The 24,847-nt window shown below is 70.4% G+C and carries 23 protein-coding genes; 7 read left to right on the forward strand and 16 right to left on the reverse strand.

The features are described from left to right. Positions 1–27 precede the first annotated feature (27 nt). Complete coding sequence (locus ACQY5G_RS05630) at positions 28–1,479, reverse strand: M28 family metallopeptidase (protein ID WP_428277809.1); 1,452 nt, start codon at positions 1,477–1,479, stop codon at positions 28–30. A 160-nt stretch (positions 1,480–1,639) separates the two neighbouring features. Here ACQY5G_RS05630 and ACQY5G_RS05635 point away from each other — a divergent pair, with 160 nt between their 5' ends. Continuing rightward, on the forward strand, positions 1,640–3,415 hold the full coding sequence (locus ACQY5G_RS05635) for a proline--tRNA ligase (protein WP_428277811.1): 1,776 nt from the start codon (positions 1,640–1,642) through the stop codon (positions 3,413–3,415). A gap of 67 nt (positions 3,416–3,482) precedes the next feature. Here the strand turns inward: ACQY5G_RS05635 and ACQY5G_RS05640 are convergent, their stop codons facing one another. The 11 genes from ACQY5G_RS05640 to pruA form a co-directional block, all read right to left on the reverse strand. Continuing rightward, positions 3,483–5,621: a TonB-dependent receptor gene (locus ACQY5G_RS05640; RefSeq protein ID WP_428277813.1), complete on the reverse strand. Its 2,139-nt coding sequence runs from the start codon at positions 5,619–5,621 to the stop codon at positions 3,483–3,485. After that, on the reverse strand, positions 5,608–8,085 hold the full coding sequence (locus ACQY5G_RS05645) for a glutamine--tRNA ligase/YqeY domain fusion protein (RefSeq protein ID WP_428277815.1): 2,478 nt from the start codon (positions 8,083–8,085) through the stop codon (positions 5,608–5,610). The genes ACQY5G_RS05640 and ACQY5G_RS05645 overlap by 14 nt, the downstream gene beginning before the upstream one ends. A 123-nt stretch (positions 8,086–8,208) precedes the next feature. Continuing rightward, a complete protein-coding gene (locus ACQY5G_RS05650; RefSeq protein ID WP_428277817.1) occupies positions 8,209–8,427 on the reverse strand; it encodes a hypothetical protein in 219 nt (72 codons plus the stop codon). Positions 8,428–8,578: 151 nt separating this feature from the next. Continuing rightward, the gene (locus tag ACQY5G_RS05655; protein ID WP_428277819.1) at positions 8,579–9,154 is read right to left on the reverse strand and encodes a class I SAM-dependent methyltransferase; all 576 of its coding nucleotides are present in this window, start codon (positions 9,152–9,154) and stop codon (positions 8,579–8,581) included. A gap of 205 nt (positions 9,155–9,359) precedes the next feature. Then, positions 9,360–9,569: a hypothetical protein gene (locus ACQY5G_RS05660; protein ID WP_428277821.1), complete on the reverse strand. Its 210-nt coding sequence runs from the start codon at positions 9,567–9,569 to the stop codon at positions 9,360–9,362. 4 nt (positions 9,570–9,573) lie between these two features. Beyond that, a complete protein-coding gene (locus ACQY5G_RS05665; RefSeq protein ID WP_428277823.1) occupies positions 9,574–10,398 on the reverse strand; it encodes a Phenylacetic acid catabolic protein in 825 nt (274 codons plus the stop codon). A gap of 13 nt (positions 10,399–10,411) precedes the next feature. Next, a complete protein-coding gene (locus ACQY5G_RS05670) occupies positions 10,412–10,663 on the reverse strand; it encodes a hypothetical protein (RefSeq protein ID WP_428277825.1) in 252 nt (83 codons plus the stop codon). Then, positions 10,660–11,145: a metal-sulfur cluster assembly factor gene (locus ACQY5G_RS05675; protein WP_428277827.1), complete on the reverse strand. Its 486-nt coding sequence runs from the start codon at positions 11,143–11,145 to the stop codon at positions 10,660–10,662. The genes ACQY5G_RS05670 and ACQY5G_RS05675 overlap by 4 nt, the downstream gene beginning before the upstream one ends. Next, positions 11,142–12,080 (reverse strand): Phenylacetic acid catabolic protein, encoded by a 939-nt coding sequence (locus tag ACQY5G_RS05680; RefSeq protein WP_428277829.1) that lies wholly within the window; start codon positions 12,078–12,080, stop codon positions 11,142–11,144. Before ACQY5G_RS05680 ends, ACQY5G_RS05675 begins: the two co-directional genes overlap by 4 nt. 58 nt (positions 12,081–12,138) lie before the next feature. Continuing rightward, positions 12,139–13,107, reverse strand: a complete 969-nt coding sequence (locus tag ACQY5G_RS05685; protein ID WP_428277831.1) for an META domain-containing protein — start codon at positions 13,105–13,107, stop codon at positions 12,139–12,141. A 26-nt stretch (positions 13,108–13,133) separates the two neighbouring features. Next, the gene (gene pruA, locus ACQY5G_RS05690; protein ID WP_428277833.1) at positions 13,134–14,780 is read right to left on the reverse strand and encodes an L-glutamate gamma-semialdehyde dehydrogenase; all 1,647 of its coding nucleotides are present in this window, start codon (positions 14,778–14,780) and stop codon (positions 13,134–13,136) included. Between the two features lie 119 nt (positions 14,781–14,899). Here pruA and ACQY5G_RS05695 point away from each other — a divergent pair, with 119 nt between their 5' ends. Continuing rightward, complete coding sequence (locus tag ACQY5G_RS05695; protein WP_428277835.1) at positions 14,900–16,354, forward strand: OmpA family protein; 1,455 nt, start codon at positions 14,900–14,902, stop codon at positions 16,352–16,354. A gap of 43 nt (positions 16,355–16,397) precedes the next feature. Here ACQY5G_RS05695 and ACQY5G_RS05700 read toward each other — a convergent pair whose 3' ends face one another. Continuing rightward, positions 16,398–16,616, reverse strand: a complete 219-nt coding sequence (locus tag ACQY5G_RS05700; RefSeq protein ID WP_428277837.1) for a hypothetical protein — start codon at positions 16,614–16,616, stop codon at positions 16,398–16,400. Between the two features lie 5 nt (positions 16,617–16,621). Next, positions 16,622–17,425 carry an SDR family oxidoreductase gene (locus ACQY5G_RS05705; RefSeq protein ID WP_428277839.1) on the reverse strand — a complete coding sequence of 268 codons (804 nt, stop codon included), beginning with the start codon at positions 17,423–17,425 and terminating at the stop codon, positions 16,622–16,624. A gap of 561 nt (positions 17,426–17,986) precedes the next feature. Here ACQY5G_RS05705 and ACQY5G_RS05710 point away from each other — a divergent pair. From ACQY5G_RS05710 to ACQY5G_RS05725, 4 genes are all read left to right on the forward strand, one after another. Further along, the gene (locus tag ACQY5G_RS05710) at positions 17,987–18,175 is read left to right on the forward strand and encodes a hypothetical protein (RefSeq protein ID WP_428277841.1); all 189 of its coding nucleotides are present in this window, start codon (positions 17,987–17,989) and stop codon (positions 18,173–18,175) included. 107 nt (positions 18,176–18,282) lie between these two features. Then, positions 18,283–18,657, forward strand: coding sequence for a hypothetical protein (locus tag ACQY5G_RS05715; protein WP_428277843.1), 375 nt, complete (start codon positions 18,283–18,285; stop codon positions 18,655–18,657). Next, a complete protein-coding gene (locus tag ACQY5G_RS05720; RefSeq protein WP_428277845.1) occupies positions 18,658–18,939 on the forward strand; it encodes a hypothetical protein in 282 nt (93 codons plus the stop codon). Continuing rightward, entirely contained in the window at positions 18,936–20,315 is a 1,380-nt protein-coding gene (locus tag ACQY5G_RS05725; RefSeq protein ID WP_428277847.1) for a glycosyltransferase 87 family protein, read from the forward strand. The genes ACQY5G_RS05720 and ACQY5G_RS05725 overlap by 4 nt, the downstream gene beginning before the upstream one ends. On the opposite strand, the gene ACQY5G_RS05730 is transcribed toward ACQY5G_RS05725, so the two are convergent. Next, the gene (locus ACQY5G_RS05730) at positions 20,208–21,647 is read right to left on the reverse strand and encodes a glycosyltransferase (protein ID WP_428277849.1); all 1,440 of its coding nucleotides are present in this window, start codon (positions 21,645–21,647) and stop codon (positions 20,208–20,210) included. The two genes, ACQY5G_RS05725 and ACQY5G_RS05730, sit on opposite strands and share 108 nt — an antisense overlap. Then, positions 21,644–22,954: an amidohydrolase family protein gene (locus tag ACQY5G_RS05735; RefSeq protein WP_428277851.1), complete on the reverse strand. Its 1,311-nt coding sequence runs from the start codon at positions 22,952–22,954 to the stop codon at positions 21,644–21,646. Before ACQY5G_RS05735 ends, ACQY5G_RS05730 begins: the two co-directional genes overlap by 4 nt. Positions 22,955–23,066: 112 nt before the next feature. On the opposite strand from ACQY5G_RS05735, the gene ACQY5G_RS05740 reads away from it, so the two are divergent. Then, positions 23,067–24,650, forward strand: coding sequence for an HD domain-containing protein (locus tag ACQY5G_RS05740; protein ID WP_428277853.1), 1,584 nt, complete (start codon positions 23,067–23,069; stop codon positions 24,648–24,650). Positions 24,651–24,847: the final 197 nt, after the last annotated feature.

The following is a 24,847-nucleotide window of genomic DNA, read 5'->3' on the forward strand; positions in this document are numbered from 1 at the left end:
GCGGAGCCCCCGCCGTGCAGCCCCCCGCTAGTTGCCGCGGTCCCGCGCGATCCACTCCAGCGGCTCGTAGGCGCCGATGGGCCACGGGAAGACGACGGGGCTCTCGTAGCCGTCCTCGGACACGCTGGCCACGCCGAAGAGGTAGTTGTCGATGACGATGTTCTCGAGCGTGTGCTCGGTCACGTCGCCCGCGAAGACGCTCCACTGCCACTGCGGCGCATCCGTGAGCCGCCAGTAGACGCGGTATCCCGCGAGGTTCGGGGCGTGGTCGGAGGGGACGGGGTCCCAGCGCAGCGTCGTGGACGGCCGGACGGCGCCCTGGATCGCCACGTTCCGCGGCGGCGCCGGAGCCCAGGCCATGGCGGCGAGCGAGATCGCGTTCACCGCCGTCAGCTTCGCCGCGAAATCGAACTCGACTTCCTCGATCACGTCGCCGTACTCTACGCCATCCTCCACGCGGATGTCCTGGTGCTGGCGGCGGTAGTCCTCGTTCGCCTCCATGATCCGCACGGCGGGGAAGCCGACGTCGTTGAACGGCCGGTGGTGTCCGCCGCGTCCGAACCGGTCCAGCCGGTACACCATCATCATGTCGAGATTCGGGACGTAGCCGTCCACGAGGCGGTCGATGAAGCGGGCGAGATTCCGCGACGGCGAGTCCACCTCGCCCCCGGTGACGCGCCGCCGCGAAGCGACCTGCTCGGTCTCGTCCGCCCGCGTGCCCTCGGCGAAGATGCGCGCGATCGTGTTGTCCGAGACGCCGTTCTGGCCCTGGATGTTGCCGATCATGTCGTTGTTCAGCACCGCCTCGAGACGCCAGCCCTCGTCGAGCGCGACCCGGGCCATGTGCCGCCCGCCGAACAGCCCCTGCTCCTCGCCGGAGAGCCCCGCGTAGATGATGGACCCGTTGAACTCGTACTGCGTGAGGACGCGGGCGGCCTCCAGGACGCCGGCCATCCCGGACGCGTTGTCGTTCGCGCCGGGCGCGTCGGTGACGCCATCCAGCGCGCCCGTCGCGCGCGAGTCGATATCGCCCGACATCACGACGTAGCGTTCCGGGTCCGTCGTCCCCCGCTGGATCGCGAGCACGTTGACGATGGCCGTCGTGTCGGGGATGCGCGCCGCGCCCATGACGAGGGACGTCTGGTAGGAGACCTCCAGGCACCCGCCGCACGCCGCGGAAATCGCGTCGAACTCGGCCTTGATCCAGCGCCGGGCGGCCCCGATCCCGCGGGTGTCGGAGAGCGTATCCGACAGCGTGTGACGGGTGCCGAAGCCCGCGAGCCGGCGGATGTCCGCCTCCACCCGCGAGACCGAAACCGCCGCCACGATGTCGTGCAGCGCGGAGAGTGTCTCCGGCGGCTCCTGGCCGAGAAGCGGACGGGCGGCGACCGGAATCGTCAGCGCCGAGGCGAGGACGGCGATCGCGAGAGATTTCACGTGGGGCGCTGTGGGGCGGGGCGCGGCGGATCTTCGGAACACGGTTCACTCCCGGGGATGAAGTCCTGTCGGCGTCGGGCCGAGTCGGTGTCGGGCCGATATCTTATCGCTGCGCTGGCCAGCGGACAGCGGGCCGGTTAGCGTCGCGTGTCTCTCGGCGCCGTCCGGCGGCCTTTCGTCACCACCCTGAAGCGGTCGACCCGTGAATCGAACCGAACGTACAGGACAGCGAGTCTCGAATCTCTTCGGCATGACCCTGCGCCAGGCACCGGGGGAAACCGAGATCGAGTCCCACAGCCTTCTGCTGAGGGCCGGCTACGTGCGCCAGCTCGCGGCGGGCATCTTCTCCTACCTGCCTCTCGCATGGCGGTCGCTGAGGAAGATCGAGCAGATCCTGCGCGAGGAGATGGACCGGATCGACGGGCAGGAGCTGTCGATGCCCGTCGTCCATCCGGCGGAGCTGTGGCAGGCGACCGGCCGCTGGTACGACATCGACGCGACGATGGCCCGGTTCGTCGACCGCCGCGAGCGCGATCTGCTCCTGGCGATGACCCACGAGGAAGTCGTGGCCTTCCACGCGGCGTCCGAGATCCAGTCCTACCGGCAGCTCCCGGCCATGGTCTATCACATGCAGACCAAGTTTCGGGACGAACTCCGCTCCCGCGGCGGACTCATCCGCGTGCGCGAGTTCATCATGAAGGACTCCTATTCGCTCGACCGGGACCCGGAGGGGCTCGCGGCGCAGTACGACCGGCACTACGAGGCGTACGAGCGCATCGGGCGCCGCTGCGCGCTGCCGCTCACGGCCGTGCGGAGCGATACGGGCATGATGGGCGGCAAGATCGCCCACGAGTTCATGTACGTGACGCCGATCGGCGAAGACAGCCTCGCGCTCTGCGACGCCTGCGGCTACGCGGCGAACCGGGAGGTCGCCGAGTTCGCGCTCGAGCCCAGGGAGGACGGGATGTCGCCGGTGGAGCGCGTCCACACGCCCGGAACGTCCACGATCGAAGAGGTCACGGGGCTGCTCGGGATCTCCGCCCCGGAGACGGGGAAGATGGTCTTCTACATGGGCAGCTTCGCGGGGGAGGAGGGGGCTCGCGAAGAGAAGCTGATCGCGGCGATCGTGCGCGGCGACCTCGAGGCGAACCCGATCCAGGTCCAGAACCTCACGGGAGCGCTCGAGCTTCGCCCGGCGCACGAGGAGGAGATCGCCGCGACCGGAATGGTGCCGGGATTCGCCTCACCGGTGGGGGTGGAGCCCGAGGCCGCGATCTTCGTCGTCGACCGCTGGGTCGCGGAATCCCCGAACCTGGTGCTCGGCGCGAACGAGACGGACGTCCACCTCCGCAACGTCTGCTGCGGACGGGATTACGAGCCCACGGTCGTTGGCCCCGTCGCCCTCGCCTTCGACGGCGCGCCGTGCGGACAGTGCGGCGAAGGGCTGCGCATGGCGCGCGGCGTGGAGGTGGGGAACATCTTCCAGCTCGGCACCCGCTACTCCGAGGGGCTGGGGGCGATGTACGCGGATGAGGAGGGGGTCGAGCGCCCGATCTGGATGGGCTCGTACGGGATCGGGACGGGACGCCTGCTCGCGTGCGTGGCCGAGGAACACCGGGACGACTACGGCCTCAAGCTGCCGATCTCCGTCGCCCCGTATCACGTCTCGCTCGTCGTGCTCGCGCGGGAGGAGGAGACGTGGGCGACGGCGGACCGGGTGTTCGAGGAGCTGTGCGCCGCCGGGATCGAGGTGATCTACGACGACCGGCGGGAGCTCCGCGCCGGCGTGAAGTTCAACGACGCGGACCTGCGCGGCCTCCCGCTGCGCCTCGTCATCGGCGAACGCTCGCTGGAGGCGGGGGGCGCTGAACTCAGCCACCGCGGCGTCCGCGAGAGCCGGATCATCCCGCTGGACGACCTCGTGGCCGAACTCCGCCGGGAGATCGACGCGCTCATGGAGCAGCTCACGCTCGACTGAGCCGCGCCCGCCCGCTCAACCGGCGCGGCACACCCGGTCGCTCAGCCGGCGCGGCGCCCCGCGGCGCTCAGCCTCCGAACCGCACCCGCAGGCCGCCCACCAGCGTTCGCGGCGCGCCCACGCGAATGAACCCGTTCGCGTCGTGGGACATCTCCGCGATCGCATCGAAGAGGTTCTGCACGCTCGCGAACGCGCTCAGCCGGCTCGTCAGCTGACGGCGAAACCGGACATCCAGGAGGAATGAGCCCGCGATCTCCCCGGTGTTGAGATCGTTGTCGAACCGGGCGCCCAGGTACCGGGCCGTCGCGACCACTTCCAGCGTCGACGGGTCGATGTGCCCGACGCGCAGGATGGCGCGGTGGGTCGGGCTCCCCTGCACCTCGTTGCCGATCAGGTCCGGGCGGCCCGGCGCGTCGGTGACCTCGGTCGGGTTGTACTGGTGGTTCACCGCCAGCAGCCAGGCAGCGGACGGCCGCAGTTCGATCTCCGTCTCGAGGCCGACGCTGCGCAGCGTTCCCACATTGTCGCGCCGCCGGCAGACGCCGCCGGCCGCCACGAAGCCGCACGGCTGGATGACGCCGGACGTCTCGGCTTCCTGGATCGTGACGTCCGTGATCGCGTCGCTCACGGTCGAGTAGAAACCGGTCAGCCGGACCAGCACGGAGGGGTCGGGCTGAAAGTCCACTCCGATCTCGAGGCCCGAGACCTTTTCCGGATTGAGCGCCTCGTTCGATTCGTTGACGACGTTCCCGGCCGCGCGGAACGGCTTGTAGAGTTCGTTCAGCGTCGGGACGCGCAGGCCGTCGTAGGCGCTCGCCCGCAGCGCGATCTGTTCGGAAGCAGCGTACACGACGCCGGCATTCGTGCTGAACTGCGTCCCGCTGCGGTCTTCGAACGCATCATCCGTGAGCACGCTGCGGTCCGTCGTGTCGAGGATGTGTCGCGATCCGGACGAGTTGCGCCACACGTCGAGCCGAGCACCGTAGTGAAGTGTCCATCGGCCGCTGTCGCCGAGATCGCTGTGGGCCTGGCTGAAGAGACCGAACAGGGTCTGATCGCCTCCGGTCTCCCGCTGTCGCGCGAAGGCGCCGTCCCGAAACAGGTACCGCTCCGTCGCGGACCCCGTCGCCCGCAGGAAATCGGCACCTACGGCGAAATCTCCCCCGCTCCACACCAGGTTGCCGCCCACCCCGGATGAGGGAACGTCCTGGCTGATGGACGGCTCCTCGCTGTTCCGGCCCGCCTCGACCCCCGAGAACGAGTTCACGTAGGACTGCGACTGCATGTAGGCGTTGAACGCGAGCGAAGACGCCTCTCCGGTCGTGAGGGTGGCCCCGACCTGCCCGAATCCCGCCTCCGTCGTGTTGTTCCGGAGGGGGGTCGCGTTGTCCTTGTCCTGGTCGAAGTAGTTCCCCTGGGCGTGGATGCGCAGGCGGTCTCCGGCCTGGAACTCGACCTTCGCGCGCAATGCCCCGTGGCTCGACGCGGAGGGGATGTCCACGGCGCCGCGCAGACTGGGCTCCGTGAGGATGTAGCCGTCGCTGTCGAAGATCTCGCCGGCCACGTAGCCGCCGGCGCGCTCGTCGCCGAAGGACGCCATCGCGTCGCCGCGGAAGGTGGACTGGCTCCCTCCCTGGACCCCTGCGGAGAACCCGCCACCGCCACCCGAGCGCGTGATCACGTGGACGACGCCCGCGAGGCTCTGACTCCCCCAGCTGACCGTGGCCCCGCCGCGCACGATCTCGATGCGCTCGATGACTTCGACCGGGACCTGGCTCCAGCGCACCCAGCCGAAGTAGGGGTCGTTCAACGGGACGCCGTCGACGAGCACGAGCGTGCGGCTCGCGGCCGTCCCTCCCAGCCCCCGCAGCGTCACGGCCTGCCATGAGGGGTGCGCGACTCCCGCCTGGAAGGGGAAGCGGAAGTTGAGTCCGGGCACCTCCTGAAGGACATCCTGGAGCGTCTGCGCGGCCGAGAGACGCAGTTCCTCGCGCGTCACGGTCGTCACGTTGACGGGGACCTCTCCCACGGACGTCGGCGCGCGCAGCGCCGAGACGATCAGTTCGCCGAGCGCAATCACGCTGTCCGCGGGCACCGGGTCCTGCGCTTCGAGCGCCGCGCCCGGCCACAGCCCGCCAAGCGCGAGTACGAGAAACCCGCAGCGGGTATGCCGGCGCGATCGAAGCGCCGCTTCACGTAGCGTCATTGAGACTCTCCTCCAGGAGTTCCCTCACGATGGCCGGGTCCGCGCGTCCGTGCGTCGCGCGCATGACCTGGCCCACGAAAAAACCGGCGAGGCCGGTGTGCCCGGCGGCGTAGCGCGCCACCTCGGCCGGGTGAGCGGCCACGACACCGTCCACGACCTCGCGAATCTGCTCCGCATCGCCGATCCGGCCCAGCCCCTCGCGCCCGACGATCTCCCGAGGGCTTCCGCCGTCCGCCACGAGTCGCGCCAGAAGCGACTTTGCCACCGCCCGCGAGACCGAGCGTTCGAGCACGAGTTCCACCAGCTCGGCCAGCGCCTCCGGCTCGAGGGCGCCCGCGTCGCCTTCGCTGCCCCCGGCGCCGCGGACCTCGTGCACGAGCCAGGTCGCGACGGCGGCCGGATCCGCGCCGCCGCGGATCGCCCGCTCATAATATCGCACCGACTCGGCGGAACCGCTGAGCAGGTCGGCAAGTTCGTCCGGCAGCCCCAGCGGATCCCGAAAGCGGCCGAAGGCCGCCTGGAGCGCGGGGTCGGCGCGCCTCGCCGCATCGCGGGCCTCCCGCGCCGAGTCGATGCCGGGGACCGCCGGCCCCGTCGCCCCGTCCTCGGCGGGGGTCCGCGCCTCGGGGGCGTCGGCGCCGCGGGTTCCGTCCGACTTCGCGCGCCGGCTCCAGGCGTCGCGGAGCGTCACCGTTCGGTTGAAGACGAGCGGGCCGCCGGCCGGGGCCTCGCCGCCCGCGCCGTCCGCGTCCTCCGCGTCCGGGGTTGCGGCCGAGGCTCTCGTGGCCCGGTCCGGGACGAAGTAGCCCAGCCGCTCGAACTGCCAGGCCGTCTCCGGCGGATCGTCGGCCAGGCTCGGCTCGCCGCGCGCGTCGGTCAGGATCTGCAGCGAGTCCGGGTTCAGGCTCTCCCGGAGGCCTTCGGCGTCTCCGTCCGGGTTCGAGACGCGGAACAGGCGGTCGTAGAGGCGGACCTCCATCGGAACGGACTCCGTGGCGGACACCCAGTGGATCGTGCCCGCCGGCCGACGCCCGTCGGGCGCCGATCCGCTTCGCGTCTCCGGGTCGTACGTGCAGTGCAGGCGCACGATCCGGCCGGCGTCGTCCTTCTCCACGCGGCGGCAGGTGATGAAGTAGCCGTGCCGCAGGCGCACCTCGCGTCCGGGGGCGAGCCGGCGGAAGCCCGGGGCCGGCTCCTCGGCGAAGTCATCCCGCTCGATGTAGAGGACGCGGGTGAACGGGACCTTCCGCGCTTCCGGCCACCCCTCCGGCGGGGCATCGGCGCCGCGCGGAAAGTACGGAGCTTCGATCCAGTCGACCTCGCCTTCCGGATAGTTCTCGATCACGACCTCGAGAGGACGCAGCACCGCGAGCACGCGCGGCGCCCGCCGGTTCAGCGCCTCGCGCACGGCCCATTCGAGCGTGGCGATCTCCACCCGGTTGTCGGCTTTTCCGATCCCGACCTGCCGGCAGAAGGCGCGAATCGCATCCGGAGGGATCCCGCGGCGCCGGAAGCCGGCGAGCGTGGGCATGCGCGGGTCGTCCCAGCCCGAGACGTGTCCGTCCTCCACGAGGAGGAGGAGTTTCCGCTTGCTCACGATCGTGTAGTCGAGATTGCGGCGCGCGAACTCGTACTGGCGGGGCCGCGGATCCCACGAGCCGAGCGCCTCTCCGCCGCCGCCCTCCGCTCCCGGCACGCGGTCGATGCGGGCGGAAGCGGGACGCGTATGCTCGATGAACCAGTCGTAGAGCGCGCGATTGTCCTGGAACTCGAGCGTGCAGAAGGAGTGCGTGATCCCCTCGATGGCGTCGGACTGGCCGTGCGCCCAGTCGTAGAAGGGGTAGATCGGCCACTCGTCGCCCGTCCGGTAGTGATGCGCGTGCCGGATGCGATACATCAGCGGGTCGCGCAGCTTCATGTTCGACGAGGCGAGGTCGATCCGCGCGCGCAGCACGTGCGTTCCATCCTCGAACTCGCCCGCGCGCATGCGCCGGAAGAGGTCCAGGTTCTCCTCGGTCGAGCGATCCCGATACGGGCTGGGCCGGCTGGGTTCGCGCACGGACCCGCGGTGCGCGCGGATCTCCTCCTCGGACAGGCTGTCCACGTAGGCGAAGCCATCCTCGATCATGCGCAGCGCCATCCGGTAGAGCGCCCCGAAGTAGTCCGAGGCGTAGCGGATCTCGCCGTCCCACTCGAACCCCAGCCAGCGGATGTCCCGCGCGATCGCCTCCACGTAGGACGGGTCCTCCGTCGTCGGGTTCGTGTCGTCCATGCGGAGCGTCGTGCGGCCGCCGTACTCCCGCGCCACCTCGAAGTCGAGGCAGATGGCGGAGGCGTGCCCGACGTGAAGGAAGCCGTTGGGCTCCGGCGGAAAGCGCGTGAGCACGCGACCCCCGTGACGCCCGCTCAGGACATCCTCGGCGACGATCTGACGGATGAAATCCAGACGCTCTCGTTGCGGCATGGGGGAAACTACGAGATTGCCGGCGAACCGGAACGGGCAAAAAACCGGAATGGGCAAAAAAAGGGGCCGGATCCGCGGGGGACCCGGCCCGGCAGGCGTCGTGCTTGGCCCGACGGGGTCTCGTCAGGAAATCACGTGGAAATCAGAGGCGGCGGTCGCGGCGGTCGCCGTAGCGGGAACCTCGGGACATGTGCCCGTCGTCGCCGGCGCGTCCACCGTCCCGGTCGCCTGTGTGCCCTGCAAGGATCCGCTGTGCGTGCCCAGGACCAGCCCCACCGCCATCAACAGCCAGGCCAGAGAGCCCGTCGTCGCCCACTTCGACAGTCTGTCCATGTGATCCATCCCTTCTCAATGTCGGCGGCTGCGATCTGTACTCTTCTCGTACGAAAAACCGGCGCGGAAGTTTCCCGGCTCGCGATTGTGTGACCTATAAGACCCTCGGACCGCCGGAATGGTTGGCAGACCGCCCGGCGTGCGCGGATATGCGGGACGATCACGACGGCCTCGTGAGGCGGGCGAGGTACGCGCCGTCCCCGCCCTCGAACACCACCTCGAGCCGCCAGCCCGCGCGCGTGGCGTGACGCGCCAGGGTCTCGGGGTCGACGTAAAGCTCGCGAAACGGTCGCCCGACCCGGCCGGCGTGGGAGAGTTCGATCCAGGCTTCTCCCGGGTATTCGCCGGGGGGCGGCCATGCTCCGGAGGACGCCGTGGCAGGCGGTCGGGAGGGGGCCGCCTCCGCGCCGTCGACGAGCAGCTGTCCGCCCGGCGCCAGGAATCGAGGCGCATGCGCGAGGAAACGGTCGAGGCCCGCCAGCGTTCCCACCGGCCCGAGCCCGTTCATGAGCATGAGGACCGTGTCGAATCCGGGGCGCCACCAATGGCGGAAGTCGGCTTGCACGACGTGCGCCGCGCCACGCGCACGCAGCAGGCGAGCGATGTCGGCGGAGCCTTCCACCGCGACGACGCGCCGTCCGACCGATTGCAGCGCGAGGGTGTGCGGCCCGGCTCCCGCCCCGAGATCGAGCACCCGGCCGCGGCACAACTCGACGGCGTAGCGCTCGAAGTCCATCCATCGGTCCGGGGTCCGGAAGAAGAAACCGACGGGCAGCGCCTCGTCCTCGCCGAGGCTGCTCCGCAGCCGAAGCTCGACGTCGGTATCTCCCCCCGCATACGCGGCCAGCGCCCTGGCGAAGGGGGCGAGCGGCGGGACCCGGTCGCGGTAGGCGCCGGCCTCGCACGCGGGCGCGGGCCGGCCGGGCTCGAGCGCTACCAGTTCAGCGCCACCTCAGCGCCTCGAACACGGTGCGGCAGGCGTTGCAGTAGTACTGGGCCGTCGAGGCCTGTCCCCCGAAGGTGGCGAACGGGTCGGTATCGTCCGAGTCGCAGAAGGGGCAGGGGACGGAGGACGGCATGGCGGACGACTCGACGGGATCGTCGAGCGGCGGTTTCCGTGGCGGGGCATCGCCTTTCGCGTTGTCGGCCACGGAGTCAGTCCATCAGGAGTTCTCGGTTGCGGTCGCCCCGGACCCGGGCGAGGGAGTCCTCATCGGGTCCCCCCTCCGCCGCGCGCCGACGCCCTGCGAGGTAGCCCTCCCAGACCGGCTCGCGCGTACTGGCCCAGACCGCGTCGGCCTCCCGGGCGAGACCCGTCGCCGAGGCGAGCGGCCCCACCCGTTCGAGCCAGCGCGCCCGCGCCCCGGCGGCATCCCGCCGCACGATTCCATGCGCGGCGAGCGTCCCGATGAGCGGGTCGTCCTCGGGGCCGAACCAGCAGAGACAGGCGTTCCAGGCCGCTCCGAAGGCCTCCGCCAGCGCCGTCCGTCCGCCCTCGGCGCTAAGGAGGCGGGAGGTCCAGCCCTGTCCGTGATCGAAGTGGAACCGCTCTTCGTCGAGCAGCTTGCGCACCTTGTAGTGGATCGGCTCGTAGCGGCTCTCCGCGAGCATCTCGAACTGGACGGAGAGCGCGGTGTCCCACAGGAAGTTGAGGGCGAGGAACTCCTCCCACGTTTCGACGTCCCGGTCCAGCAGTTCCGAACTGTGGTATTCGCCGGCGCCGCGTTCGTGCTCGAGCGCGGACGGATCGTGGCCGAAGTCGCGCATCATCGCGTAGAGGATGCGGGCGTGCCCCCATTCGTCCTGCGCCATCGCGGAGCAGGCGATGCCGGCCTCGACGGAGGGCGCCCCGAGAAGCCAGTCCGAGTAGCGGATGCCGAGCAGCCGCTTGTTGTCGGCGAGGGCGAGAATGAGGTTGCCGAGATGCCCCGACACGCCCTCCGGAAGATCCTCCGCCGAACGGAAGCCGCTCTCCGTCATCGCGAGTCCGCCGTCATCGCGAGTCCGCCGCCGCCGCCCGCCCGCCCGGGCCGCCGAGCGTGAAGGGGGCCTGCGGCCGGTTCACCGCCGCGAACGCATCGCGCGGAGCAACCGTCATCTCGAACCACTTCGCCTCATCGTACGTCTGCCACGCGTAGACGCGCGCGAGTTGCTCGTTGGGGGCGGACACCGCGCCCACATGCTCGAACCGGTCCGCCCGCTTCTTGCGAGCGAACACCTCCCACACTTGTCCGTTGCCGCTCACGTGACGACTCCGACGGAGCGCAGGAGCTTCCGGCCGCGCGCGGAGATCGCCGCCGTCGTCCATGGAGGATCCCATTCCGTCACGATCTCGACCTTCCGGACTCCGCCCAGCTCCAGGAGGCGCTCCCGCACGTCCCACTGGATAAAATCCATGCAGGGGCAGGCGGTCGCCGTGAAGGTGAGGTGGACGGTGACGGACCCGGCCTCCTCGTCCCCCTCGACCCCGCGGACGAGTCCGAGGTCGACGATCGAAATCGGAAACTCCGGGTCCGCGACTTCATAGAGCGCCCGGCGCGCCCGTTCCGCGAGATCCGCGGCGGGTTCGGCGAACGCCGGAGGAGGCGGCAGATCCCGCCCGCCCCGCGTCTCCCGGAGGACGGCGCCGAAGTCCATGCCCGCCTCGTAGCGCGGGAGGGACCGCGGGCGCGACTGCGGGCCGGATCGCGGGACCGCCACGCCGCCGGCCGGGACGTCCGCGTTCATGCCGCGAGCAGCCGCTCGACCGCGAACCGGCTTCTCCGCAGCGAATCGACGTACTGCTCGTTCATCGGACCGCGCGCCTTCCACCGCTGGAACACCTGCTTCCAGGTGATCGTCTCGTTGAAGAGCCAGCGCCGCGCCTCCGGGTCGTACTGGCAGGGAAGCTCGTAGGTCAGCTCCACCTCGTCCGTGCCGGGGTCGTACTGCGCCGGAAGGTCGTACCCCAGCTCCTCGCACAGCGGCACGACGGCCTTGAGCCAGGTCCGGCGGAGCTGGTCGTTCGTCATCCCCTTGAGGCGGAAGTCGAGCTGCGCGTTGTGATGCTTCCGGTCGTCGGGCATCCCGAACCACTCCACGCCCATCGGGAACATCCAGTCGAGCGTCCGCTGCACGGCTTCCTTCGCGGCGCCCCCGGCCTCGGCGAAGCGGCGGATCCAGACCTCGCCGTGCCGGAGGTGGAAGTTCTCCTCCAGGCTCACCTTCACGAGGCCGCGCTTGAGCGGCCCGTAGCTCGTGTTGCGGTGTACGTCGCCCAGCAGCGTGATCCCGGCCCGGTCGTAGAGCGCGTTCGCCGAAACGAGTTCGGCCCAGTTGATCAGCGGCTGGTCGAAACCGTAGGGGTGCTTGAAGTGGGCGGGTTCCCGCTCGTACAGCAGCCAGTGGCGGTCGACGCCGAGATCCTCGAGCAGGCGGTAGGCGATGTTCGCGTGCCCGAGTTCGTCCTGGATGATCGCCGTGGCCGAGACCATCGTGTTCGTGGACGGGGCGTCCCTCGCGGCCATGAAGTAGGCCGGCGCGCTGATGAGTTCCGTGTCGCCCTGCACGGTGAGCTGCGTGATCAGCGCCCGCTTGTAGGTCTCCGTCATGTCCTCTTCGGACTCGACGATGAACCCCTCCTGCACCTTCCGCTGCAGTTCCTCGTCCGTGAAACGTCCCATACCGTGGCGCCTCTCCCGCCCGCACCGGGGTCTTCCACCCGGCGGGCGAACCGTGAATCTACATCATGCCGGGCGTGTGCGAGTCCAACCGCTGCCCGGCACGGAAACGAATCGTGCCCCCTCTGAGCGCGAGCGTCATCCGGTCGCCCTCGATCCGGAACGCTCTCACGGAACGAAGCGCCTCGAGAAGGCGCTGCTCGAAGTCCGCCGTGCGTTCCCCGCAGAGCCTTCGCATGGCCGTCAAGCCGTAGAACCGCATGGCCTCCGCCTCGTGCATCCGGAAGCTCGCGAAGATCCGATTGCAGCCCGCGAATCCCGCCATCTCCCCGGTGACGTCCGCGGCGTCGCGCGGCCGCGCCTGGAATCTGAGCGTCACGGGTTCACGCGGCGCGCGAAGGTTCGCGCTCCAGTCCCCGCGGTCGAACGATTCAAGCTCCCATTCGTGCGTGTACAGCGTAGGGGCTGCCGCCGCCGTCCCGTTGCCGGTCTCGGTGCTGCCGACCTGCGTGTCCTCCCCATCGGCCCCCTCGATGAGGGCGACGGAGGTGAGTCCCCGATTCGTCAGCGCGAAGTACGGGGTCCGGTCGACCGATGGACGGACCGTGACCGGGTCGCCCGGCCTGCGCACCCGGACCCTCACCTGGATCATGCCGTCGAGAATCTCCGCCCGGAGGACCTCGATCCGATCTCCGATGAGGCGCGCGGACACGTCCCGTATCTCATCGCCGTCCCTCAGAACGGCATGCAGCGTCAGGAACCGCTCCCGCCCGCGATCCGCCGCGAGCACCGCGACGGCGTCGATGTCCGAATCGAAATCGAGATCGCCATCCGCCGTGAGGAGAAGCTCGTGCCGCACGTTGCCCTCACTCGTCGTCACTCCCCCCGTGAGCGTGATCTCGCCACCCTCCAACGTGAGGAACGTCACGTTTTCCAACATCTCCCGACCGATGGCTTCGGGCTCGTCGCCGCACCCCGCGGCCGCGAGCGCCGCGACCAGCAGCCCGGTGAGCGCCGGGTTCCGAGTCACGGGCCTGCTCCGGAAAATGCCCGTCTTCACTCCGCCTCCATGAAGGGATACCGGTAGTCGGTGGGTGGATCGAAGGTCTCCTTGATCGTCCGGGGGGAGACCCAGCGCACGAGGTTCAGCACGGATCCGGCCTTGTCGTTCGTCCCGCTCGCGCGACCGCCGCCGAAGGGCTGCTGGCCGACCACCGCGCCGGACGGCTTGTCGTTGATGTAGTAGTTCCCCGCCGCGTTCCGGAGCGCCGCCCCCGCGCTTTCGACAGCGGCCGGGTCGCGCGCGAACACCGCGCCCGTGAGCGCGTACGGCGACGTCCCGTCGACGAGGGCGAGCGTGGACTCCCAGTCCGAGGCGCGATACGAGTGCAGCGTCACGACCGGCCCGAAGATCTCCTCGCACATCAGCCGGTGCGCGGGATCGTCCGCTTCGACCACCGTGGGTTCGATGAAGTAGCCCCGGCTGTCATCGCAGCCGCCGCCGGCGACGATGCGCGCATCGCCGGATTCGCGGGCGTAGTCGATGTACGACTTGATGCGGTCGAACGCCGTCCGGTCGATCACGGCGCCGAGGAAGTTCCGGAAGTCCGCCGGGTCGCCCATGCGAAGTTCCCCGGTCATCGCGACGACGCGGTCCCGCACATCCTCCCACATCGTGTCGGGCACGTACACGCGGGACGTCGCCGAGCACTTCTGCCCCTGGTACTCGAAGGCGCCCTGCACGATCGCGACCGCGAGCGCCTGCGGGTCCGCGCTCTCGTGCGCGAGGATGAAGTCCTTCCCTCCGGTCTCGCCGACGAGTCTCGGATAGGCGCGATAGTTTTCCACGTTCTGCGCGACGGACTTCCAGAGATGCTGGAAGGTGCCGGTCGAGCCGGTGAAGTGGATGCCGCCGAGGTCCGGGCTCGACAGGAGGACATCGCTGATCTCCGAGGCGACGCCCGGGACGAAGTTGATCACGCCCGGCGGGAGCCCCGCGGCTTCGAGGAGCCTCATCACGTAGTAGGACCCGAGCACGCCGGTCGTCGAGGGCTTCCAGACCGCGACGTTTCCCATGAGCGCGGGAGACGTGGTCAGGTTCGCCCCGATGGCCGTGAAGTTGAACGGGCTGATGGCGTAGACGAACCCCTCGAGCGGGCGGTGGTCCATGCGGTTCCGCACGCCCGGCCCGGAGATGGGCTGCTCCGCGTGCACGCGCCCCGCGAAGAAGGAGTTGAAGCGCCAGAAATCCACGATCTCGCAGGCGGAGTCGATCTCGGCCTGGATCGCCGTCTTGCTCTGTCCGAGCATCGTCGCCGCGTTGAGCTTCATCCTCCAGGGTCCGGCGAGCAGTTCCGCGGCGCGGAGGAGGATCGCGGCCCGGTCCTCCCAGGGCCGGTTCGACCACTCCTCCCAGGCGGTGCGCGAGGCGTCGATGGCGGCCTGCGCCTCGGCGGCCCCGGCGATGTGGCAGCGGGCCAGCACGTGGCCGTGGTCGTGCGGCATCGTCACGTCGAAAGTCCGCGATGTGCGCACCTCGCGTCCGCCGATGATCAGCGGGATGTCGATGACCTCCCCCTGCTGGCGGAGCAGTTCTTCCTTGAGGGCGGCCCGTTCCGGACTGCCCGGGGCGTAGTCATGGACAGGTTCGTTGACGGGAGCCGGAATCGCGCCCTGCTGAACCTCGTCGACAAGCGGTTTCATGAAGGGATCCCCCCTGGGTGAATTTTATTCGCGAAGGGAGGCGCAATCTGGCGGCCCGGGAGTGAGATTGAAAGGTGCCCCGTGCCCTTCGTATCGTGGAGTGGATGATTACGGAAGACATGACGTTTGTCAGGCTCGGAAGACTCGTCGCGGCCGCCGCGGTCGCGTCATGCCTCCTCTGTCCCGGTGTCGCCGCCGCGCAGGAGGGCGCCGCCTCGCTGCAGGCCCTCGAAGCCCGCCTCGGCCAGGCGCGCGAGGGCGCGATCCACCTCCTCGCGCCCTCTTCGTTCGAGGAGGCCGCGGACCGGGTGGAGGACGCGTCGCGGCGCCTGAGAGGTGGCCGGCAGGACGCCCGGTTCGAGGAGTTGCTGGACGAGGCCGGACGCTGGCTCGAAGCGGCGGAGCGGATCGCGGAGGCGGGCCGGCCGCACTTCATGACGGTGCTCGCGGCCCGGGAGGAAGCCCGCGCCTCCGAGGCCGGGACGCGGGCGGCCGAAGGGTGGGCGAGAGCCGAGAACGAACTGGAGACGGCCGGCCGGCGGCTGGAACGCGAGGACATGGAAGACGTCGCCGTGCGGGCGGACCGCGCGACGGTGCTCTACCGGCGGGCGACGCGTGCGGCGCGGCGCGACCAGTTTCTGGGAGCGGCGATGCAGGCGCGAACCGCCGCCATGAACGCCGGCGCGAGCGAGTTGTCCCCGAGTGCCTTCGGGGTGGGCGAGGCGCACCTGGCGAGAGCGGAGGCGGAGATCGAGGACCTCGCTCCGGTGGAGGGGCCGGCGCGGGCCGGAGAAGCGGCGCTCGCCGCCTTCACCCGCGCGCACCGCATCGCCGCCCTGTTCGACAGCGTGCGCCGGCGCCATGTGACGGTCGAACGACTGATCGACGAGCATGAGGCGGACCTGGCTCGCCTTGCCGAAGCTGCGGACGTGGAACCCCTCCGGGGCGACGCCGGCGAGACGACCGCGCGCATCGCGGGAGCCATCTCCCGCCTCCGGGCGGACAACGAGCGGCTGGGCGTCGAGCTGGCCGACGAACGGGCGCGGGCTTCGGAACTCGACAGCCGGCTGGCCTCGCTGGAGGCCCGGCTGGCCGACTTCGAGCGGCGTTTCACGGGAGCCCGGGACGAACTGCTCGCGGTGCGCGAGCGGGAGGCGCGGCTGCGCGAGGTCCAGGGCCTCTTCACGCCTTTGGAAGGGGAAGTCCTGCTCGTCGGGGACCGGCTCGTCCTCCGGCTCTTCGGCCTCACCTTCGAGCCCGCGCAGGCCGAGATCGACGAGGCGCTGTATCCCCTGCTCACGAAGGTGCAGCGCGTCATCACGACCTTTCCCGGGGCGAGCCTGAGAATCGAGGGGCACACCGACTCGCAGGGCGGGACGCGCGGGAATCAGGCGCTGAGTCAGCGGCGGGCCATCGCCGTGCGCGAGCACCTGCTCGCGCGGGTGCCCATTCCATCCTCGCGGGTCGAGGCGACCGGCCTCGGCGAGGAACGCCCGATCGCGAGCAACGAGACGGAGGAAGGACGCGCGCGGAACCGCCGGATCGAGATCGTCATCAACCTGCCCGGAAACTGACGCGAGGCGCCGCGCAGGGCGCCTCGGCCGCCACGACGGGCCGCTAGTCCCGGAGGCGCTCCGCCTGCACCGCGGCGATCACGCCCCACACCGCCGCGCCCACCGCGAGGCCCGTCCCGATCCAGCGGCCGACCTCCGCCCAGCGCCCGGGCCGTCCCGTCCGCCAGGGTCGGGTGACCTCGCGCCGCCAGTAATCCACCTCGTCGGAGACGATCTCGCGGGCCACCTCCGCCGCCGGTCCGGCCAGTCGCCGGGCGTCCACGCGCGTCAGTCCCCGGGCGGCCGGGAGCCGACGAAGTCCTCGCCCCCGTCCACGCGGATCGTGTTCCCCGTCATCCACCCCGTTTCCGGCCGGGCGAGCGCGACCATGCAGCGCGCCACGTCCTCCGGGGTTCCGAGCCGCCCGTGGGGGTTCTGGGCTGCGGCTTCGGCGATCATGTGTTCCGCGCCGGGGATCTTGCGGAGCGCGGGCGTATCCGTCACGCCGGCCCGGATCGAGTTGACGGTGATGCCCTGCGTCGCGAGTTCGAGCGCGAGTTGGCGGCAGTGCGATTCGAGCGCGGCCTTGGCCGCGGAGACGGCCCCGTAGGAGGGGATCACGCGGTCGCCGCCGGAGGAGGTCATGGCGAAGATCCGGCCGCCTTCGCCCATCAGGTCGCGCTCGAGCAGGCCCTGGGTCCAGTAGACGAGCGTATGGGCCATGACGTCCAGCGTCATGTTCATCTGCTCGGGGCTCATCCCGGGAGCGCCGTCGGGCACGAAGGGGCGCAGCGTTCCGAAGGCCAGGGAGTGCATCAGCACGCGCACGGAGCCCGGGCCCGCGCTCTCCGCGATTTCGTCCAGGACCCTGTCGCGCTTCTTCGCGGAGGCCGCGTTCACGTTGAAGAACGCCGCGCGCCGTCCGCGCGACTCGATCAGCTCCCGGATCTCCGCGACGTGCGCGAGTCCGGCGCGCCGGTCCAGGTGCACCCCGTAGATGTCGTAACCCGCTTCGGCGAAGGCCAGCGCAGCCGCTTCGCCAAAGCCGCTCGAGGCGCCGAGAATCAACGCGCCAGGCGCGGAATCCGTCACTCGCGTCCCTCCGTTTCCGTCCGTCGCGGGGGCCATCCCCCCGCCTCCGTCACCCCGCGGAAGTTGGAACGCACAGCATAGCCACCCGCCCCCCCGGTCGCACGGTCGAGCCCCCTCCGGCACGGCCCGCCAAACCCCCAACGGCGAAGCATCCGGCAGGCGCGCCGCGCATCGGCGGCAATCCATATTTTTTGAAAAAAATCATGCGCGACCCGATCCCTTCGAGCCGTCGTCGCAGCCCGTTCATCGCCGCATGTAACGGGCAAAAACGCGGCACGGGAGCCGCGCGGCGGCGAAGTGGATCCGCGACACAATCCACACATGATCGGGAGTTTTGGACGATCATTCAACAGTCACGTAACACACAATAAAACAGCCTGTTACGAGCTCATTACACAACCCTCCGATCCGGGAGCGGATGGGTCGTCCGCTTGCAGGAGCGGGAGCGTCGATCCTATCCTCATGGCGCGACGGGAAAAGCACGGCCCCCGATAGCCGCGGACCTCCGGGGTCCGTTCCGATACAAAGCGCGAAACCCTCGAATTTTTTGCGAGTGTGTCCTTGACCATGATGGCATCATCCGACTGTAGCCTCGTCAACGTCGCCGTGGATCTTCCGAAGGAGCTTGCTGCGGATGTGGAGGCCGTGCGCCAGCGAGATCCGGAGTTCCTTGAGCGAGCCATACAGTACGTTCTGGCCCGCCGCATCATCTTCGAAGAACTCAGAACCCCCGCCTCGAGACACCGCTGAGAGAAACCGCCGCCGTTGACGCCCGTCCCCCCCGGGGCTAAATCGCGCAGGGAGTTGGTGAGCGGGGAGGTGAGGGGTTGGCCAGCGATTGCGAGCCGGATATAGCCGTGTCCTCCGATGCGGAGCTTCCAGAGCCCCGTCGGGATGCCGAGAGGGAATCGGAGTCCGACGAAGGCGTACTGCGGGCCAAGTACGCGGACTACTGCTCGGCTCAACTCACCGAAGTATTCCTCTCCCTTTCCGAAGAGCGCATCTACGAACTCGTGGAGGAGGAAGCCCGGGCGCAGACCTCCGGTCAGGAGCGCCTGGGGTTCCAAACGAAGGTCCGACTCGCGACCAAGCGACTGCGGGAGAGCGTGCCGCTGCCCGATTTCGAGACCTGGCGCCGCGACTACGAAGCCGCCCCCGAGGAGTACGAGGAGTACCTGATGGGCCTGTGGCGGCAGCGTTCCGAGGAGGGGGAGGCCCCGGAGACCGATTGAATGGCGGACGAAGGACGCCCCCAATTGCGGATGTGGGACGAAGCAGGTCAGGAGACGGCCATCGGCAGCCTCGACGACGGGGAACGCCGGTGGCAGATCGTGGTCGTCGCCGAACCGGTCGCCGAGGATCTCGTGCGGGGCTGGCTCTCCTTCAGGCTCGACGACGAGAAGCACGACACGGCTCCGGTGATCATGGAAGAGACGGTGGAACTCGTCATCGAGCGGGCCATCGAATTTCCTGAGCCCATGTTGCAACAGCTCTTCGGTTCGGCTCGGCGGTGACCCCGGCGGGTTCGCCCGCTGACGCCGGCGCAGGCCGGCTCTGGCTCCTGGTGGCCGTCCAGGCGGCGGCGCTCTGGGGAATGGCCTGGGGTGGATCCGGCACGCCGTGGCCGGCAATTCCGCTGTGGGTCGTGGCGTTCGCGGCCCATCTCGGGGCGGTCGGTTACGCCGTCGCGCCCCACCGGGCGGCATCGATTCGCCGGCACGCATGGACCGCCGGGATCGCCCTCCGGGCGGGCGTCTTCCCCGCGTCGCCGACCCTCTCCGAGGACATCTACCGCTACATCTGGGACGGCTGGGTTCAGTCCAACGGAGTGAATCCCTACGCGCACCCCCCCTCGGCGTCCGCGCTCGAGGAACTGCGCACCGCATGGTGGCCGCTCATCAATCACGCGGACGTCCCCACGATCTATCCGCCGGGGGCCCAGATCGTGTTCGCGCTCCTGGCCGCGGCGGGCCCCGCGTGGTGGATCTTCAAGCTGGGGTGGCTGGCGGCCGATCTGCTGGTGGCCCGGCTCATCGACCGGCTTTCGTCCGGGCGGAGCGCGCTCCCGCTCCTCCTCTGGCTCTGGTCTCCGCTCGTCATCGTCGAAGTGGCCTGGAGCGGGCACCTGGATCCGCTAGGCGTCGCGCCCATGCTGGGCGCCGTCGCGCTGGCCGGCAGCGCGGCGGTCCCGGCGTGGCGGTCCGGGGCCCTGCTGGGGCTCGGCGGGGCGCTGAAGTTCGCCCCTCTCGCCGCGCTCCCGGCGCTCTTCCGGTTGCGCGGCGCCGGGGCCCTCGCCGCCGGCGTCCTCGTGCCCCTCCTGCTCTACCTGCCCTACATCGGCGCGGGGCCGGCCCTCTTCGACGGCCTGCGAACCTACGCGGACATCTGGGCGTTCAACGGCGGCCTCTACCGGGTGCTCGAGCGGCTGCCGGGGCATCCGGATCTCGCGAAGTGGATCGGCGCGTCGATCGTCGGCGCCATCGCGTTGCGCGCCGCGCTCCGCCGCTGGCCGCTGGAGCGCGCCCTCCTGTGGACGATCGGAGCCGCCCTCCTCCTCTCACCGACCCTCCACCCGTGGTATCTGCTCTGGGTGCTCCCATTCGCGTGTCTCTCGGCGAATCGGGGGTGGCTCCTGTTCAGCGGGACGGTGTTCCTCGCGTACGCCGGGAGGGATGCCTACCTCGCCACGGGGGCGTGGCCGGAGCCCGCGTGGCTGGTGTGGCTGATCCACGGGCCGCCGCTGGCCCTCCTGCTCTGGGACGGCCTGCGCGGCCGGCGCGGCTTACGCGGCCGGCGCGGCGGGCGTCAGGGAGGGGTTCCGCAGGGACTCGTGCGTCGTGAGCGCGTAGCCCGCGGCGAAGAGCGCGGTGAAGGGGAGGACGGCGGGTGATCCGGCGAGCGCCGTGTTCACGACGGCTCCGGCGAGCGCGGCGGCGAGCACGAGGCGGAGAAGCGCCGGCGCGCCCGAGAGCCGGGCGCGATACGCGACGACGGGGTGGAAACCGCGTTTCGGCGTGCGGGCGAAGGGGGTCCGGGTCCCGAGGCAGGCCCGCGCCACGGCGAAGGTGAGCGGCACGCCGAGCCCCAGCCCGAGGAGCAGCGCTTCGACGATGCGGCGTCCCAGCCGTCCTCGCGCGCGGATCCACCCGGCGGAGCCGTAGAAGAGCACGAACGGGACCGTGGCGAGGAGCACGGCCGCCACGTGCACGGCGGTGGGGAGACCGAAGCCGGTCGCCGTCGCCCACCCGGCCGCCGCGAGCGCCGCCGCCATCGTGAGCGTCAACGGATGAACGACGTGTCCCGCGAGATGGGCCGTCGCCTCGAACTTGATCGCCGCCGGGACGGGAGCGCGCCAGATCCGCGGCAGGAGCTTCTTCGCGCTCTGGATGCCGCCCTGCGTCCACCGGCTCTGCTGGATCTCCACCGCGCGCAGGCTCGCCGGCAGCTCGGCGGGGACCCGGACGTCGTCCCGGTACACGAATCGCCAGCCCGCGAGTTGGGCGCGGTAGCTGAGGTCGACGTCCTCGGTCAGGGTGTCGCTCTGCCAGCCTCCGGCCGCCTGTACGCACGCCTTGCGCCACATTCCGCCGGAACCGTTGAAGTTGAAGAAGAGGCCGGCGCGGTATCGCGCTTCGTGCTCGATCGCGAAGTGCGCGTCGAGGAAGAGCGCCTGTGCCCGCGTGAGCCAGCTCGCGTCGGGTGAGAGGTGGTCCCAGGCCGCCTGCACGGCCCCCACCCCGGGGTCCATGAAGGGGGGGAGCAGCTCCCGAAGCAGCTCCGGGGGCGGAACGAAGTCCGCGTCCAGCACGAGCAGGAAGTCGCCGCGGGCGAGGGATACGCCGTGAGCGAGGGCGCCGGCCTTGAACCCCTCGCGGGTCCCCCGGCGCACGTGCCGGATGTCGATCCCGCGCGCCCGCCACTCGCGCACCCGCCGTGCCGCGATCGCCACCGTGTCGTCGTCCGAGTCGTCGAGCAGCTGGATCTCGAGCCGGTCGGCGGGATAGCGCAGGCGGCAGGCCGCGTCGATGAGCCGTTCGACAACGTTCGCTTCGTTGAAGACCGGCAGCTGCACCGTGACGACCGGAAGCGCCCCCTCCCAGGCAGGCGCCTCCGCCCGGGCGGGCCGGCGCATCCGCAGCCAGAGCAGGCGCAGCCGGTGCGCCCCGAAGGGAGCCAGCAGGGCGAGGAGCGCCAGGTACCCCAGTTGTCCGATCTCGCTCATCGCCAATCCGTCTCCGGCACGCGCCGGCCCCCGACCGCATCGGCGCGGAAGTCGAGCCGGTCGAGGGCGATGGTCCCGTCGCTCATGACGAACAGCACATCCTGGTACTGGCCGATGTCGTCGAGCGGGTTCCGGTCGAGGACGAGGAGGTCCGCCTCGAAACCGGGGGCCACGCGCCCCGTCCGATCCGCGATGCCGAGCAATTCCGCGGCGACGGTGGTCGCGGACCGGATCGCCTCGATCTCGCTCATTCCTATTCCTGTGAACTCCATGAGTTCGTGGCTCATCCGCAGGACGCTCTCGGATCCGTAACCCGTGTCCGTGGCGGCGACGATCGGCACCCCGAGCGCGTGGGCGGCCGCTGCCGTCTCCCGGACCCGCGGCAGCATGTGTCGTCCGCGCACCTGGAGCACCGGGTCGTCGTAGTCGCCGCCGGGGACGGTGAGATCCGACACGACGGCGATCGTCGGCACCAGGTAGGTGCCCCGCTCCCGCATGAGGCGGAGCGTTTCGTCGCGCAGGTACGTCCCGTGCTCGATGCTCCGCACGCCCGCCGCGACCGCCGCCCGGCCGCCGCGGTCTCCGTGCGCGTGCGCGGCCACCGGGACGCCGCCTTCCGCCGCTTCGGCCACCAGCGCCGACAGTTCGGCCTCCGTGAAGAACGGCTTGCGGGGGTCGGTCTCCGGCAGGCCCGCGCGTTCGGTCGCGTTGACCTTGACGAAATCCACGCCGCGATCGAGCATCGCGCGCGCCACCCGTCCCATGGCCTCGGGGCCGCGCACATCGCGTCCGAGGAGATCGCCGAGCCCCGGCTCATCGAGGAAGAGTCCCTCCGCCGGACGGGGCCGCACATGGTAGCCCGCGGCGAGGATCTCCGGCCCCTCCAGGCCCCCGCGCCGGAAGAGTTCCCGCAGGCCGACATCGGCGAAGAACCCCGCCCCCATGCTGCGCGCCGTCGTGACTCCGGAGCGGAGCGCCCGGCGGGCCGCCTCGAGCGTCCCGATGTGGACATGCGCGTCGATGAGGCCTGGGACGAGGAAACGGCCGGCGAGGTCGATCGCCCGCGCCGCGGCGGGCGCCTCGCCCCCCTCCTCCACGGAGACGATGACCCCGTCCCGCACCACGACCGTCGCGTTCGAGAGGACGCCGGAGGTCCCCGGATCGATCACCGAGGCGCCGGTGAAGGCGATCGTCTCGCTCTGGCCCGCGGCCGGCGCCGGGGAGGCCAGGAAGACGAGCAGGACGCCCGCGCAGCGGGCGAGTCGGAAGCGTCGGGATGCAGTCGCCGCTGAAGTGATGGAAGACATTCGGAACCTCCGGCATCTTGATCGTGAAGTACCAAGATGCCTCCCGCCGGGGGGCGGCGGTAGAAGCGGACCGGGGTGGGGCGCGCCGCCACCGATTCGGGTACGTTGGAGGATGCAGCGCACGACGCCACCCCTGCCACGCGAGACCGCCGACGGTCGGGAACCGCTCCCGTTCCCGCTGCGCGTCGCCGCCATCGATGTGGGATCGAACGCGTTCCGCTTCATCGCGGCCGAGTTCGGCGATCCGAACCACTTCATCGAACTGGCCTCGGAGCGGGTCCCGGTCCGGCTGGGACATTCGGCCTTCCTCACCGGCGAGCCGTCGCCCTCCGCCATCGACCGGACCGTCGAGGGGTTCCGGCGCTTCCGGGAGGAGATCGACCGCCTGGGCATCGAGCACGTGCGCGCCGTGGCCACGAGCGCGGTTCGGGAGAGCCGAAACGGCGAGGATCTCGTCCGCCGCGTGAAAGAGGAAGCGGGGATCCGGCTCGACCTCATCTCCGGTACGGATGAGGCGCGATTCGTGTGGACGTCCGCGAAGCGGCGGATCGACTTCGGCGACTCCAAGTGGATGCTCGTGGATCTCGGCGGCGGGAGCGTGGAAGTCTCGCTGGCGGACCGCTCCGGAATCATGTGGAGCGAGTCGCACCGGATGGGATCGGTGCGGCTGCTCGAGGAACTCACGGGGGCCGACGATGCTCCCGCGCACTTCGCGAATCTGCTCGCGGAGTACGCCGCCACCCTCCGCATTCCGCACGCGAGCAAGCACTGGACGCCGGTCCAGCTGATCGCCACCGGCGGCAATATCGAGGAACTCGCCCGCCTCGCGGGCCACCGCGCGGCCGACGGGACCCGCCGCATCACGCGGGCGGAGCTTGCCATGGCGATCGAGGAATTCTCCCACCTCTCCTACAGCCAGCGCATCGGACGGCTGGGTCTGCGCGAGGACCGGGCCGATGTGATTCTCCCCGCCGCGATCGTGTACGACCGCGTCGCCGAACTCGCGGGAGCGGAGCAGATCCTCGTCCCCGGGGTCGGCGTGAAGGAGGGGGTGCTCTTCGACCTCGTCGACGAGCTGACGAGCGGGGCCGGTTTCGGACGGCTGGAGCGGATCGTCCACGAGGGGGCGCTCACGCTCGGGCGCAGATACCTCTTCGACGAGGACCACGGGCGACACGTGGCGGCGCTGGCCGTCTCCCTGTTCGATCAGCTCGCCGAGGTCCACGGCCTAGAACCGCGCGACCGGCGGATCCTGCTGGCGGGCGCGATGCTGCACGACATCGGGCAGCACATCTCCTACGCGAAGCACCACAAGCACTCGCTCTACCTGATCCATCACAGCGAGATCCCGGGGATCGCGCCGAACGAACTCCCTCTCGTCGCCCTCGTGGCGCGCTACCACCGGCGCGCCGAACCGCGCCGCGGCCACTACCTCTACCGCGATCTGAACTCTCGCGACCGCCGGCGGGTGGAGAGGCTCGCCGCCCTCCTTCGCATCGCGGATTCCCTCGACCGCGAGCACCTCCAGCGGGTGCACAGCGTCGAGGCGCGGGTGCACGAACACCGGCTCGAACTGCGTCTCGAGCGGAGGGGACGTCTGCTCCTCGAGCAGTGGGCGCTGCGCAAGAAGGGGAAGCTCTTCGCCCGTATCTTCGGCCTCGAACCGTACGTCACCTTCGACCTCTCCTCCGACTGAGACATCCCGGCCGCCACGTCCAAAACGAGCGGAAAAGGCGGCGCAGGGCTTATGTTACAGGCCCTGCGTCCGCAAATGGCGGGCGAGGTGACCAGGAGAGAGGGGCCGGGAGAGCCGCATGTCGTCCGACTCGAACGAGATTTCGCGCCGCCCGAGGCTTCATCGCGGCAGCCGCAGTCCGGGTGGAGTTTCTCCGA

The sequence above is a fragment of the Candidatus Palauibacter sp. genome (genome assembly GCF_965261555.1).
Classification (GTDB): domain Bacteria; phylum Gemmatimonadota; class Gemmatimonadetes; order Palauibacterales; family Palauibacteraceae; genus Palauibacter.

Excerpts from the sequence above, each read along its gene's own strand:
- ACQY5G_RS05675 (WP_428277827.1), bottom strand. The coding sequence starts at position 11,145 with ATGAACGCGGACGTCCCGGCCGGCGGCGTGGCGGTCCCGCGATCCGGC.
- ACQY5G_RS05680 (WP_428277829.1), bottom strand. The coding sequence starts at position 12,080 with ATGGGACGTTTCACGGACGAGGAACTGCAGCGGAAGGTGCAGGAGGGG.
- ACQY5G_RS05730 (WP_428277849.1), bottom strand. The coding sequence starts at position 21,647 with ATGAGCGAGATCGGACAACTGGGGTACCTGGCGCTCCTCGCCCTGCTG.
- ACQY5G_RS05665 (WP_428277823.1), bottom strand. The coding sequence starts at position 10,398 with ATGACGGAGAGCGGCTTCCGTTCGGCGGAGGATCTTCCGGAGGGCGTG.
- ACQY5G_RS05735 (WP_428277851.1), bottom strand. The coding sequence starts at position 22,954 with ATGTCTTCCATCACTTCAGCGGCGACTGCATCCCGACGCTTCCGACTC.
- pruA (WP_428277833.1), bottom strand. The coding sequence starts at position 14,780 with ATGAAACCGCTTGTCGACGAGGTTCAGCAGGGCGCGATTCCGGCTCCC.
- ACQY5G_RS05695 (WP_428277835.1), top strand. The coding sequence starts at position 14,900 with ATGACGTTTGTCAGGCTCGGAAGACTCGTCGCGGCCGCCGCGGTCGCG.
- ACQY5G_RS05650 (WP_428277817.1), bottom strand. The coding sequence starts at position 8,427 with ATGGATCACATGGACAGACTGTCGAAGTGGGCGACGACGGGCTCTCTG.
- ACQY5G_RS05740 (WP_428277853.1), top strand. The coding sequence starts at position 23,067 with ATGCAGCGCACGACGCCACCCCTGCCACGCGAGACCGCCGACGGTCGG.
- ACQY5G_RS05645 (WP_428277815.1), bottom strand. The coding sequence starts at position 8,085 with ATGCCGCAACGAGAGCGTCTGGATTTCATCCGTCAGATCGTCGCCGAG.
- ACQY5G_RS05720 (WP_428277845.1), top strand. The coding sequence starts at position 18,658 with ATGGCGGACGAAGGACGCCCCCAATTGCGGATGTGGGACGAAGCAGGT.
- ACQY5G_RS05640 (WP_428277813.1), bottom strand. The coding sequence starts at position 5,621 with ATGACGCTACGTGAAGCGGCGCTTCGATCGCGCCGGCATACCCGCTGC.
- ACQY5G_RS05655 (WP_428277819.1), bottom strand. The coding sequence starts at position 9,154 with ATGGACTTCGAGCGCTACGCCGTCGAGTTGTGCCGCGGCCGGGTGCTC.